At 72.0% G+C, this 12995-nt stretch carries 13 protein-coding genes; 3 read left to right on the top strand and 10 right to left on the bottom strand.

The window, feature by feature from the left end; genetic code table 11:
• Window positions 1-72: 72 nt before the first annotated feature.
• From AAG742_RS08565 to galE, 3 genes are all read right to left on the bottom strand, one after another.
• Window positions 73-1242: a glycosyltransferase gene (locus tag AAG742_RS08565; protein ID WP_248115946.1), complete on the bottom strand. Its 1170-nt coding sequence runs from the start codon at window positions 1240-1242 to the stop codon at window positions 73-75.
• Between the two features lie 80 nt (window positions 1243-1322).
• Complete coding sequence (glmS, locus tag AAG742_RS08570) at window positions 1323-3194, bottom strand: glutamine--fructose-6-phosphate transaminase (isomerizing) (RefSeq protein WP_298987224.1); 1872 nt, start codon at window positions 3192-3194, stop codon at window positions 1323-1325.
• A 45-nt stretch (window positions 3195-3239) separates the two neighbouring features.
• Window positions 3240-4283 carry a UDP-glucose 4-epimerase GalE gene (gene galE, locus AAG742_RS08575; protein WP_343282061.1) on the bottom strand — a complete coding sequence of 348 codons (1044 nt, stop codon included), beginning with the start codon at window positions 4281-4283 and terminating at the stop codon, window positions 3240-3242.
• Between the two features lie 208 nt (window positions 4284-4491).
• Between galE and coaA the strand changes: the two genes are divergently transcribed.
• A complete protein-coding gene (gene coaA, locus AAG742_RS08580; RefSeq protein ID WP_248116156.1) occupies window positions 4492-5409 on the top strand; it encodes a type I pantothenate kinase in 918 nt (305 codons plus the stop codon).
• A 91-nt stretch (window positions 5410-5500) separates the two neighbouring features.
• Complete coding sequence (mscL, locus tag AAG742_RS08585) at window positions 5501-5947, top strand: large conductance mechanosensitive channel protein MscL (RefSeq protein WP_343282062.1); 447 nt, start codon at window positions 5501-5503, stop codon at window positions 5945-5947.
• A 106-nt stretch (window positions 5948-6053) separates the two neighbouring features.
• On the opposite strand, the gene AAG742_RS08590 is transcribed toward mscL, so the two are convergent.
• Window positions 6054-6233 (bottom strand): hypothetical protein, encoded by a 180-nt coding sequence (locus tag AAG742_RS08590; RefSeq protein ID WP_298711715.1) that lies wholly within the window; start codon window positions 6231-6233, stop codon window positions 6054-6056.
• Between the two features lie 3 nt (window positions 6234-6236).
• The gene (gene glmM, locus AAG742_RS08595) at window positions 6237-7592 is read right to left on the bottom strand and encodes a phosphoglucosamine mutase (RefSeq protein WP_343282063.1); all 1356 of its coding nucleotides are present in this window, start codon (window positions 7590-7592) and stop codon (window positions 6237-6239) included.
• Window positions 7593-7759: 167 nt separating this feature from the next.
• Here glmM and AAG742_RS08600 point away from each other — a divergent pair, with 167 nt between their 5' ends.
• A complete protein-coding gene (locus tag AAG742_RS08600) occupies window positions 7760-8557 on the top strand; it encodes a peptidoglycan recognition family protein (protein WP_343282064.1) in 798 nt (265 codons plus the stop codon).
• 93 nt (window positions 8558-8650) lie between these two features.
• On the opposite strand, the gene ppk2 is transcribed toward AAG742_RS08600, so the two are convergent.
• The 5 genes from ppk2 to rplQ all read right to left on the bottom strand — a co-directional run bounded on the left by ppk2 (window position 8651) and on the right by rplQ (window position 12993).
• Window positions 8651-9694, bottom strand: a complete 1044-nt coding sequence (ppk2, locus tag AAG742_RS08605) for a polyphosphate kinase 2 (RefSeq protein WP_343282065.1) — start codon at window positions 9692-9694, stop codon at window positions 8651-8653.
• A 188-nt stretch (window positions 9695-9882) separates the two neighbouring features.
• Entirely contained in the window at window positions 9883-10377 is a 495-nt protein-coding gene (gene rpsI, locus AAG742_RS08610; protein ID WP_248115965.1) for a 30S ribosomal protein S9, read from the bottom strand.
• A gap of 37 nt (window positions 10378-10414) precedes the next feature.
• Complete coding sequence (gene rplM / locus AAG742_RS08615) at window positions 10415-10858, bottom strand: 50S ribosomal protein L13 (RefSeq protein ID WP_248115967.1); 444 nt, start codon at window positions 10856-10858, stop codon at window positions 10415-10417.
• Window positions 10859-11171: 313 nt separating this feature from the next.
• On the bottom strand, window positions 11172-12152 hold the full coding sequence (gene truA / locus AAG742_RS08620) for a tRNA pseudouridine(38-40) synthase TruA (RefSeq protein ID WP_343282066.1): 981 nt from the start codon (window positions 12150-12152) through the stop codon (window positions 11172-11174).
• Window positions 12153-12249: 97 nt separating this feature from the next.
• On the bottom strand, window positions 12250-12993 hold the full coding sequence (gene rplQ, locus AAG742_RS08625; protein WP_248115972.1) for a 50S ribosomal protein L17: 744 nt from the start codon (window positions 12991-12993) through the stop codon (window positions 12250-12252).
• Window positions 12994-12995 lie beyond the last annotated feature (2 nt).

Consider the following 12995-nt stretch of genomic DNA (forward strand, 5'->3'; position numbering starts at 1 on the left):
GCATCGCCCCCGAGTCTACTGGGGTTGGGCACTCACAAAGCGGAGGGAACACTCCCTGGGCGGCGCCCGTCGTCATGCGTCTGGAAAGAGCCCCCGGCCCCTCAAGAGGTCGAACAGGTGCGGCGTCGCCAGCGACGCCCGGCGCCAGTCGTCATAGGCACTTGCCGCCGCACGGCGCGTGCCTATGACCTCGGCTTCGGACATGTCCGCCAGTTCTTGGAGGGCTGATCGGATCGCTGCCGCGGAGCGTTCCACGACACGGCCGGCGCCGCCGGTCTCGAGCACCGATGTCCACGGCGTGACATCGGGGACGACAACCGGCACCCCCACCGAGAGTGCTTCTGCGATCACGTGCCCGAAGTTCTCACTTCGGGTGGGCAGGACTAGGACCTCGTATCCGCTCAAGGTCGCTCGAACGTCGTCGTGGGACAAAGTTCCCCGGATTCGGATGCGCCCATCGGTGCTCTCCGCCAGACAGCGCAACGACGCGGTGAATGCCTCATCTTCTGCGGGACCGTAGATGTCCAGTGTCACCTCACCGTCCAGTGCCGCCACGGCTTCCGCCGCCAGATCCGGGCCCTTGTGCTCGACGAGACGCCCGAGGAACACCGCCCGAAGCGCGCCTCGCCCCGAAGCCGGCGTCGAGTCCGTCACCGGCTCCGCTCGAGCCGGCAGAAGACTGTCGTTTTCACGGATGACCACAGGTGCAACTGGACCGATGTACCGGCGGATGTCGTCCGCTTCCCCCACGGAGCTCGCGTGCCAGATCACGCTCCGGTGGGATCCGCAAAGCTGGTTTCCCCAGCGCATCAGCGCCTTGCGCGTGGAGTGCCGGTTGAGGGCCGCCGGTGCGAACTCGCCCCGTGGCGCGATCACGACGACGGCCCGTCCGAAGAGACCGCATCGGTGGATCGCCATGACCCCCTGCGAAAAGAAGAGGCTCCAGTAGGAATTGAGGTAGATGACATCGGGCCGCCACCGTACGAGACCTGCATAGAGGGCACCCAGCCCTCGTACGGTGTGCGCGCGGGCATATGTGACCTTGGTCCCCTCCCACATCGTGGGCCTGTCAGTGATGTCGACCATGTCCTGCCGCTCCCCGTGGTCGCGACTCTGCGTGAACACGTGGAGGTCCAGCCAGGTGGGGGCCCCCTGGACGAGCGCGGTGAGGGTCCGGATGGGACCGCCGCCACGGACGCCGGGGGCGAAGAGCGGAGTGATGACCGCGAGACGGGGGCGCATGGGTTAACCCTATGACGCGAGAAGCGGCACACGCCGCCCCGCGTCGGGACGGCGTGTGTGGCGCGACGGACCGGGCTGGCTCACTCCACCGTGACGGACTTCGCCAGGTTGCGCGGCTGGTCCACGTCGTAGCCCTTCGCCGAGGCGAGCTCGAGCGCGAAGATCTGCAGGGGCACGGTGGTGAGGAGCGGCATCAGCATCGGCTGGGTCTCCGGAACCTCGATGACGACCTCGGCCTGCGAGCGCACCGCGGCGTCGCCCCGCTCGGCCACCGCGAAGGTACGGGCCCCGCGGGCGCGGACCTCCTGGATGTTGGAGACCACCTTGGCGTGCAGGGAGTGGCGGTCCATCGGGGAGGGCATGACCACGAACACCGGCTGGCCCTCGTCGATCAGCGCGATCGGCCCGTGCTTGAGCTCGCCGGCGGCGAAGCCCTCCGCGTGGATGTACGCGAGCTCCTTGAGCTTCAACGCGCCCTCCATGGCCACGGGGTAGCCGACGTTGCGGCCGAGGAACAGCACGGAGGTGGCGTCCGCCATCGAGCGGGCGAGCTCCTTGACCTGGTCCGCGTTCTCGAGGATCTCGCCGATCTTCGCGGGGATGTCGGCGAGGTCCGCCATGATGTCGCTGATCTGGCCGCTGAAGAGCTTCTTGTTCAGCTGCGCGAGGTAGAGGCCGAGGAGGTAGGCCGCCGTGATCTGGGCGAGGAACGCCTTCGTGGAGGCCACGGCGATCTCGGGGCCGGCGTGCGTGTACAGCACGGCGTCGGACTCGCGCGGGATGGTGGAGCCGTTGGTGTTGCAGATGGACACCGTGCGGGCGCCCTGCTCCTTCGCGTACCGGACGGCCATGAGCGTGTCCATGGTCTCGCCGGACTGGGAGATGGAGACCACGAGCGTGCCGTCGTCGATGATGGGGTCCCGGTAGCGGAACTCGTGGGAGAGCTCCACCTCCACCGGGATGCGGCACCAGTGCTCGATCGCGTACTTGGCCACCATCCCGGCGTAGGCCGAGGTGCCGCACGCGAGCACGATGATCTTGGTGATGCTGCGCAGCTCCTCGGGCTCGATCCGCAGCTCGTCCAGCACGAGCGCGCCCGAGGCGTCCGTGCGGCCCAGCAGGGTGTCCTGCACGGCCTGCGGCTGGTCGTGGATCTCCTTCTCCATGAAGGTGGCGAAGCCGCCCTTCTCCGCGGCGGAGGCGTCCCAGTCCACGGAGAACGCCTTGCCCTGCGCGGGCGCGCCCGCGAAGTCGGTGATCTCGACGGCGTCGGCGGTGATGGTCACCACCTGGTCCTGCTCGAGCTCGATGGCGTTCCGCGTGAAGTCGATGAAGCCCGAGACGTCCGAGCCGAGGAAGTTCTCCCCCTCGCCCACGCCCACCACGAGCGGGGAGTTGCGGCGGGAGGCGACCACGCGGTCCGGGTGGTCCACGTGGACGGCCAGCAGGGTGAAGGCGCCCTCGAGGCGCTGGGAGGCCATCTGCATCGCGCGGGTCAGGTCCCCGGCGGCCCCGTTGCGGTAGATGTCGCCCAGCAGGTGGGCGGCCACCTCGGTGTCGGTCTCCGAGAGGAAGCTCACCCCCTTGGCCAGCAGCTCCTCGCGGAGCTCGGCGTAGTTCTCGATGATGCCGTTGTGGATCATGGCCAGACGGCCCTCGTCCGCGACGTGCGGGTGCGCGTTGACGTCCGTGGGGCCGCCGTGGGTGGCCCAGCGCGTATGGCCGATGCCCACCTGCGCCGCGGGCACCGGGTGCGCCTCGAGCTCGGCGGCCAGGTTGGCCAGCTTGCCCGCCTTCTTGCGGTGGTACAGCTCGCCGTCCGCCACGACGGCGACGCCGGCGGAGTCGTATCCGCGGTATTCGAGACGGCGCAGGCCCTCCATGAGGACCTCGAGGGCGCCGTGGTCCCGAGTGGTGGAGGGGTGGCCGATGTATCCGACAATTCCGCACATGCGGATGAGGATACCGGCCGCGGCCCCGGGCGCGCGCCACCGCGCTCAGGACTCGCGGTAGCCGTGGGGGTTGGCCTCCTGCCAGGCCCACATGTCCCGGACCATCGCCTCGACACTGCGCCGGGCGCGCCAGCCGACCTCCCCGCCGATCGCGTCGACGGCCGCGCGGGACTCCCCGATGTCCCCCGTGCGGCGGCCCACGACCCGGTACGGGACGGCGCGGCCGGTGACGGCCTCGACGGCGCGGACCATCTCGAACACCGTGACGCCCTCCCCGCGCCCGATGTTCCAGACCTTCACGGCCGGCGCGTCCCGCGTGTGCTCCGTCATCCACTCGAGGGCGGCCACGTGGGCCTCGGCGAGGTCCATCACGTGGATGAAGTCGCGGATGGCGCTGCCGTCCCGCGTGGCGAAGTCCGCCCCGAACACCTGCAGCTCGGGACACTGCCCGGTGGCCACGCGCGCCACGAACGGCATGAGGTTGGCGGGCGTGCCCTGCGGATCCTCCCCCAGGCGGCCGGAGGGGTGGGCGCCCACGGGGTTGAAGTAGCGCAGCACCGCCACGGAGAGCGCGGGCACGGACCCGTGGACGTCGCGCAGGACCTGCTCGGCCATCAGCTTGGAGTGGCCGTACGGGTTCACGGGCGCGGTGGGCGCGTCCTCGGCGACGGGCACGGGGGCGTCGTCGCCGTAGACCGTGGCGGAGGAGGAGAAGAGCAGGACACGCGCGCCGGCCTCGGCGGCCACGCGCGCGACCTGTGCGGTCCCGGCCACGTTGACGCTGTAGTAGGCGGCAGGCTCCCGCATCGACTCCGTCGGCGACTTCAGGCCCGCGAAGTGCACGACGCCGTCCGGCGCGTAGCGCACCACCGCGTCGGCGTAGTGCTCGGGACGGCAGACGTCCGCCTGGAGCAGGTCGAGGCGGGGGCCGCCGAGCTCGACGCCGCACACCTCGGCGGCCCGCTCGAGGGCTGCCCGGGACGAGCTGACGAGGCTGTCCAGCACCAGGACGTCATGGCCGGCGTCGAGCAGGGTGGTCACCGTGTGTGACCCGAGGTAGCCGGCACCACCGGTCACGAGAACGCGCATGGGTCCGATCCTAGCGGCGGCGGTTCGGGGCCCGGAGGCGCGCCGCAGGGGGCCCGGGACGCGCCACGGAACGGCGGGCTCCGACCCGCCGCAGGGCGACCGTCATAATGGTGCGGTGACGGACACCGACGCCATCCCCGCGAGCCCTGCCCTCCCGGCCCGGCCCCGCGAGCCCGCCCGGGCGGCCGACCACCACCGCTCTCCCTTCGTGGAGCTCGAGCGGCAGACCTGGTCCCGCCTCGCCGCGGAGATGGCCCAGCCCTTCGACCAGGCGGACGTGGAGCGGCTGCGCGGCATCGGCGACACCCTCTCCCTCACCGAGGTCGCCGAGGTGTACCTCCCCCTCTCCCGGCTCCTGGGCATCAACGTCGAGGCGTCCGGTGCACTGCGCAGCGCGACCAATGCCTTCCTGGGCGAGCACACCGGCCGGACCCCCTACGTGATCGGCGTGGCGGGCTCGGTGGCCGTCGGCAAGTCGACCACCGCGCGCGTGCTCCAGGAGATGCTGCGCCGCTGGCCCACCACCCCCCGCGTGGAGCTCATCACCACGGACGGCTTCCTCCATCCGAACGCCGTCCTCGCCGAACGCGGGCTCATGAAGCGCAAGGGCTTCCCGGAGTCCTACGACCGGCGCGCCCTGCTCCGCTTCATGGCCGACGTGAAGTCCGGGGCGGAGGAGGTGCGTGCGCCCGTGTACTCGCACATGACCTACGACATCGTCCCCGGCGAGGAGCAGGCGGTGCACCGCCCGGACGTGCTGATCGTGGAGGGCCTGAACGTGCTCGCCCCGCCACGCACCCGCACCGACGGCACGGCCGGCCTCAGCGTCTCCGACTTCTTCGACTTCTCCGTGTACGTGGACGCCCGTGCCGACTGGATCCGCCGCTGGTACATCGAGCGCTTCATGGACCTGCGCTCGGGCGCCTTCCGCGATCCGCGCAGCTACTTCCACCGCTACGCCCACCTCTCCGACGCCGAGGCGCAGGCCACCGCGGAGCACATCTGGGACACCATCAACGGGCCCAACCTCCAGCAGAACGTGCATCCCACCCGGGGGCGGGCGCGACTCGTGCTCACCAAGAACGAGCGGCACGAGGTCACGCGGGTCCTGCTGCGCAAGGTCTGAGGCCCGCCTCGTGGCCGGACCCTCGTCGCCCCGGCCCGGCCGAGCCCCGGACACGGTCGGCGCCGGCCTCGAATGGCCATAGACTTGCCCCATGCTTCAAGGATTCAAGGAATTCATCCTCAAGGGAAACGTCATCGACCTCGCCGTGGCCGTCGTCATCGGCGCCGCCTTCAGCAAGGTGATCAACGCGGTCGTGGAGAACGTGCTCATGCCGTTCATCTCCGGGCTCGTGAAGGCGCCGGACTTCGACCAGTTCGGCGTCGTGATGCTCAACGGCAACGCCATCCAGTTCGGCGTCCTCCTCACCGCGATCGTCAACTTCCTGCTCATCGCCGCGGCGGTCTACTTCGTGATCGTCCTGCCGATGAACGCCATGATCGAGCGCCGCAACCGGCGCCTCGGCATCACCCCGAAGGACGAGGAGGTGCCGGAGGACGTCGCGCTGCTCTCCGAGATCCGCGACCTGCTGGCCGCCCAGCGCGGCGGCGCCGCGGGCACCGTCACCGGCACCCCCACCGGGACCGACCCCCGACTCTGAGCCTCCCGGCTCCCCGACCCCGACGGGCCCCGGACACCTCCCCAACGGAGGCGTCCGGGGCCCGTCCTGTTCCGGGGCGCACCCGCCGGGGGCACGGGGCCGCCCCCTACGGTGCGGTGGCCGCGCCGCCGGTCCCCGCGTCCAGGCACGGCAGCCATTCGAGCGCCACGCCGCGGCCGCACACCGGGGCGTCCACGGCCGCGTAGGCCACGCCCCACAGCAGCGCCAGCCCGGCCGTCAGCGCGCCGAGCAGCACCGCCCTGCGAGGCGGCTGGTCCGGGCGCACGGGTCAGGCGTGGAGCGCGAGCTCGCGCTGCACGACGGCGGCCAGGGACTCGGCCTCGCCGCGGGCGGTGTCCTCGTCCGGGGCCTCCACCATCACGCGCACCACCGGCTCCGTTCCGGACGGGCGCAGCAGCACCCGCCCCGTCTCCCCGAGGCGCGCCTCGGCCTCGGCCACGGCGGCCTGCACGGCCTCGTCCGTCCCGGCGCGGGCCTTGTCCACACCGCGCACGTTCACGAGCACCTGCGGGAGGCGCTGCATCACGCCGGCGAGCTCGGAGAGCGGGGTGCCGGTCTGGGCCACGCGGGAGGCGAGCTGCAGGCCGGTCAGCACGCCGTCGCCCGTGGTGGCGTGGTCCGCGAAGATCACGTGGCCGGACTGCTCGCCGCCCAGCGAGTAGTCCCCCAGCTTCATGCCGGCCAGGACGTAGCGGTCGCCGACCTGGGTCTCCACCAGCTGGACCCCCTCGCGGCCCATGGCCAGCTTGAGGCCGAGGTTGGACATGACGGTGACCACGAGGGTGTCGTCGCGCAGGGCGCCGCGGTCCTTCAGGGCCAGCGCCATGACGCCCATGATCTGGTCGCCGTCCACGACCTCGCCGTGCTCGTCCACCGCGAGGCAGCGGTCGGCGTCGCCGTCGTGGGCGATGCCCAGGTCCGCGCCGTGCTCCTTGACCGCCGCCTGGAGCATCTCCAGGTGCGTCGAGCCGCAGCCCTCGTTGATGTTCAGCCCGTCTGGGGAGGCGCCGATGACGACCACCTGCGCGCCGGCGGCGCGGAACGCCTCCGGTGAGCAGCCGGCGGCCGCGCCGTGGGCGCAGTCCAACACCACGGTGAGGCCGTCCAGGCGGTGGGGCAGGGACTGGAGGAGGTGGAGGACATAGCGGTCCTCGGCGTCGGAGAAGACGCGCACGCGGCCCACGTCCGCACCCGTGGGGCGCAGCGGGTCGGCGCCCTCCAGGTGCTGGATGATCTCGTCCTCCTGCCCGTCGGTGAGCTTCTGGCCACCGCGGGCGAGGAACTTGATGCCGTTGTCCGGCGCGGGGTTGTGGGAGGCGGAGATCATCACGCCGAAGTCCGCGCCCAGGTCCGCCACGAGGAACGCGGCCGCCGGCGTGGGCAGCACGCCGGCGTCCCAGACGTCCACGCCGGACGAGGCGAGGCCGGCCACCACGGCCGCGCCGATGAACTGGCCGCTGATCCGCGGGTCCCGCGCGACGACGGCCACGGGCCGCCTGCCCTCCTCGAGGGCCTCGGCCCCGAGCACGGGGGCGGCCGCCTGGGCCAGCTGGAGGGACAGCTCCACAGTGAGGGTCTCGTTGGCCAGGCCACGGACGCCATCGGTTCCGAACAATCTCGACATGATCAGTGAGTCTACGAGCCTGAGTGGCCCGGAGCACCACCCCCGGGGTCCCGAGCGCGCCGCGCGGCCGGTACCATCGAGCCGGTGGGCCCGCGCCCGTGCACCCGTCCGGCTCCCGGACGGGCGGCCCCGCGGCCCCCCGCCGCCCCGACACGAAGGACCCCTCCATGGCCGATCTCCCCGAGACCACCCCACGACGACGCTGGCCGCGCCGCGCCGTCCTGGGCGGCACCGGCGTCGCGCTCGCCTCCGCCGCCGTCGCCTGCGGATCCGGCGACGAGGCCCCCGAGGCGTCCGCCTCCGCCGGCGGCGACGACCGCCCCCGCCTGCCCGCGCCGGAGATCCTCACGACGGACGACTGGGGCGCGGTCACGCCCGCCAACTACCTCCAGACCCTCTACGAGCGCCCCTCGTACCTCGTCATCCACCACACGACGACGCCGAACACCTCCGACGGGTCACGCCAGGCCGCCTTGGACCTCGCCCGCATGGTGCAGAAGGGCCACATCGCCCAGGGCTGGGGCGACTCCGGCCAGCAGTTCACGTTGTCCCGCGGCGGCTTCCCCATGGAGGCCCGGCACGGCTCCCGCCACGCCCTCGAGGGCGGGGAGACCTTCATGCTCGGCATCCACGCCCTCGGCTTCAACGCCTACGCCCTGGGCATCGAGTGCGAGGGCTTCTACATGGTGAATCCGCCGCCGCAGAGCCTCTACGCGGGGCTCGTGCGGCTCTCCGCCTACATCTGCCAGCAGTACGAGATGCCGCCCTCGCGCATCATCGGCCACCGCGACGTGGTGGCCACCAGCTGCTGCGGCGACGCGTTCTACGCGAAGCTCCCGATCCTGCGCGAGGACGTGCGCGCCTCCCTGGAGGCCGGCGAGTACCGCATCAGCGAGGGGTTCGGGGCGGAGAACCTCCTCGACGACGCCCACGTCAACGCGGAGTGGGTCAAGCGCAACCCCTGAGCATCCGCACCGCCGACGACGGCGCCCCACCCGAGCGGGCGGGGCGCCGTCGTCATGCGGGGGCCTCGGCGGGCCGCCGCGTCCCGGACGTGCTCAGCGCACGCGCGGGAAGGAGCCGCTGTCGTGGTCCTCGCCCATCTCGAACAGGTCCGTCGCGGGTGCGCAGATGAGCGGGTCCGGGGCGTGCACGATCCGCGCGTCCTTGCCCGGGTACGGGAGCGTGTGCAGCACGTGCCGGATGGCCTCGAGGCGCGCGCGCTTCTTGTCGTTGGACTTCACCACGGTCCACGGCGCGTCGGCCGTGTGCGTGTAGAAGAACATGGCCTCCTTGGCGTTCGTGTAGTCGTCCCACTTGTCGAGGGAGGCCATGTCGGTGGGCGAGAGCTTCCAGCGGCGGACGGGATCGGTCTCGCGGGAGGCGAAGCGGTTGAGCTGCTCGCGCTGGGAGACGGAGAACCAGAACTTCACGAGGTGGATGCCGGAGTTGACCAGCATGCGCTCGAGCTCCGGGGTCTCCCGCATGAACTCGAGGTACTGCGGCGGCGTGCAATAGCCCATGACGCGCTCGACGCCGGCCCGGTTGTACCAGGACCGGTCGAACATCACGATCTCCCCGCCGGAGGGCAGGTGCTGGATGTAGCGCTGGAAGTACCACTGCGAGGCCTCGGCCTCGGTGGGCTTCTCGAGGGCCACGGTGCGGGCGCCGCGCGGGTTGAGGTGCTCGTTGAAGCGCTTGATCGCGCCGCCCTTGCCGGCCGCGTCGCGCCCCTCGAAGATGATCAGGACCTTCTGGCCCGTCTCCTTGACCCACAGCTGCATCTTCAGCAGCTCGATCTGGAGCTCGCGCTTGCGGCGCTCGTAGAGGCGTCGGCTGATCTTCGTCTCGTAGGGGTAGCCCTCGCGCCACGCGAGCGGGTCCGGGGTCGGCAGGGCCTTGTCCCCGCGCAGCTTGCGGCCGAGCTCGTGGATCTCGTCGACCTCCGCGGCGTAGTCGTGGGTCACGGCGAACGGGAGATCGGAATCCCCCGCCTCCAGCACGTGGACGGGGGTGCTCTCCGGCGACGCCGGCGCGTCGGTCTGCGCCTGGCCCTGGGCCTCCTGGGGGGCGTCCTCCGGGCGGCGGGATGAATCTGCCATGGCGGATCTCCTCGTGGCTCTCACACGTCTCGCGCCACCGGCGGGAGCCCTCACGCCCCGGGCGCGCCCCCGCCGCACTGCGGGGACCCTCACAGTCTAGGCGCCGGACGCGGCAGACCCCGCGCCACCGGGGAACGGTGACACGGGGTCTGCGGGGCGGATCCGCTCGGCCGGAGCCGAGGCGCAGATCAGCGCTTCGAGAACTGCGAGGCCTTGCGGGCCTTCTTGAGGCCGGCCTTCTTGCGCTCGATGACGCGGGCGTCACGGGTGAGGAAGCCGGCCTTCTTGAGGGCGGCGCGGTTGTGCTCGCGGTCGATCTCGTTCAGGGCGCGGGAGATGCCCAGGCGCAGCGCACCGGCCTGCCCGGAGGGGCCGCCGCCGTGGATGCGGGCGATCACGTCGTACGCGCCGGCGAGCTCCAGCAGCGTGAAGGGGTCGTTGACCTCCTGCTGGTGCAGCTTGTTGGGGAAGTAGTTCTCCAGGGTGCGGCCGTTCACGGTCCACTGGCCGGAGCCGGGGATGAGGCGGACGCGCGCCACGGCCTCCTTGCGGCGGCCGACGGCTGCACCGGGGACGGTCAGGGCGGGACGCTCGGACACGGCGGCCTCGTCGGTGGAGGCGGTGGCGGACGACTCGGAGGTGTAGCTGGTCAGCTCCACGTCCTCATGCTCATTGATGCTCATGGTTCTCCTCAGGAAAAGTCTCAGGCGGTCGCCAGGGTCACTGGGCGACCTGGCCGATCTCGAAGGTGGCGGGCTGCTGGGCGGCGTGCGGGTGCTCGGCACCGCGGTACACCTTGAGCTTGCCCATCTGCTGGTCGGCCAGCGAGTTCTTGGGGAGCATGCCGCGGACGGCCTTCTCCACGGCGCGGACCGGGTTGGTCTCGAGGAGCTCGGCGTAGCTCTGCGACTTCAGGCCGCCCGGGTAGCCCGAGTGGCGATAGGCGCGCTTCTTCTCGAGCTTGGCGCCGGTGAGGGCCACCTTCTCGGCGTTCACGATGATGACGAAGTCGCCCATGTCCATGTGGGGGGCGAACGTCGGCTTGTGCTTTCCGCGCAGCAGGGTGGCGGTGTGGGTGGCCAGGCGGCCGAGGACGACGTCGGTGGCATCGATGATGTGCCACTGGCGGTCGGCATCGCCAGGCTTGGGAGAGTACGTACGCACGTTGTCTGCCTTCAGGGTCGGTGATCGGTCACAGTGGCCGCGCGCTGGGGCGTGATTCCGGCGTGGGGCGCACTGTCAGTTCTCCGTGCGCGCCGGGGCTCCAGGTGAGGACTGGAAGGCGACCGGGCCCGAGGATCCCGGGGGTGCGGCGCGAGCTGAAGGCCATGCAACTGAGCCACTCGCGGCACGACGCATCCGGGTGCGGACATGCGCAACGTCTCCCCATGCTACCGGGTCCGCGTCCCCGCGGCAAAAGCGCGGGCCCACGTCCCGCGGCGCCCTTCGGGGGCGCCCCCGACGTCGACGCCCGGACTCACAGGGAGCGTCGGGCCCGTGTCCCCGCGGCGCGGGCCCGCAGCACGTCCGGGTTCGCCGGGTAGGCGACGCGGGCCAGGGTCAGCCCACCCGGCGGCGCGAGGCGCACATGGGAGTCCCGCACGCGGGCCGCCAGCCGCTCGCCCGCCCAGCCGGGAGCGCGACGCCCCTCCCCCACCTCCAGGAGCGCCCCCACGATGGAGCGCACCATGTGGTGGCAGAACGCGTCCGCGCGGATCTGGACACGGACGATCCCCTCCGGGTCCCGCTCGACCCGCAGATCCTGGACCTCGCGGATGGTGGTGGCACCCTCGCGCGGCCTGCAGAAGGAGAGGAAGTCGTGCAGGCCGAGGAGGGCGTGGGCCTCCGTCTGCATGCGCCCCACATCCAGGGCGGCGCCGTGCCAGTGCGTGCCCCGGCGGGTGAGCGGGTCCTGCGTCGCTCGGCGGTCGCTGATGCGGTACTCGTACTCGCGCCACAGGGCGCCGAACCGCGCGTCGAAGCCCTCCGGTGCACGGGCCGCGCCGTGCACCACGACGGCGCCGCCCCAGCCGGAGAGCACGCCCGCGAGGCGGCGCAGCAGGGCCTGCCCCGGGTCATCGCCCGGCCGGCCCCGGGAGAGGCCCTCCCACTCGGCGGCGGAGAGGTCCAGATGGACCACCTGGCCGCGCGCGTGGACGCCGGCGTCGGTGCGCCCGGCCACCACCGTGGCCACGGGGCGGCGCAGGATCCGCTTTAGCGCCTCCTCGAGCGCGCCCTGGACGGTGGGCAGCCCCGGCTGGGAGGCCCAGCCGGAGAACGCCGAGCCGTCATAGGCGAGGTCGAGCCGCACCCGGAGGCGCGCGTCGGGGACGGCGAGGTCCGCGGCGGCGTCTGCGTCGGGCGCGGCGAGGTCCGCGGCGGCGGACGGGGTGGAGTCGGCCTCGGCGGACGCGTCCCCGCGCGGGCGGGTGTGCTCGGCAGAGCGGTGCTCGGTCATGGTGCTCCTGGGGGTCGACGCGACGAAGGGCCGCCCACCGAGGTGGACGGCCCTTCGCTCAGGGGATGCGCTCCCCGCCGAGGGGGTGCGCACGGCCTCACTCGGAGGCGGGCATCTTCTGCGCCGCAGCGCCGCCGGCGGGCTCGAAGCCGGCGGCCACGGCCTCCTCGACAGTGGTGAACCAGACCTCGGCGGTGGTCTGGTCGTACCAGCGGGAGCCGGGGACGTGGTACTTCTTCGAGCTGGCGTTGCCCTTGATGGTCGCGCCCTCGGGAGCGGAGCCGTCCTCGGTCGTGGCGACGGCGCCGTCGATCTCGGCGGCGGTCTCCTCGGACTCGGCCACGGTGACGTCCTCGGTGGCGGCCGGGTCCACGGCCTCCACGGGGACGGCCTCGGCCTCGACCGGGGCGGCCGGAGCCGTCTCGACGGCGCGCTCGGCCTCACGGACGACGGCCTGCTTCGGGGAGACCGGATCCATGATGAGCTCGATCACGGCCATGGGCGCGTTGTCGCCGTGGCGGTTGCCGATCTTGGTGATGCGGGTGTAGCCGCCGTTGCGCTCGGCCATGGCCGGGGCGATCACCGTGAACAGCTCGTGCACGATGGACTTGTTGGTGCGGTTCTTCGCCGCGATGATGCCCTGCACCTTGCGACGGGAGGGCAGGTCGCCCTTCTTCGCGAAGGTGATGAGGCGCTCCGCGTGGGGGCGGAGGCGCTTGGCGCGGGTGAGCGTCGTGGTGATCGACTTGTGCTCGAAGAGCTGGGCCGACATGTTGGCCAGCATGATGCGCTCGTGGGCCGGGCTGCCGCCCAGGCGCGGACCCTTGGTGGGGGTAGGCATGG

Source organism: Micrococcus sp. 2A, assembly GCF_039519235.1.
GTDB lineage: Bacteria > Actinomycetota > Actinomycetes > Actinomycetales > Micrococcaceae > Micrococcus.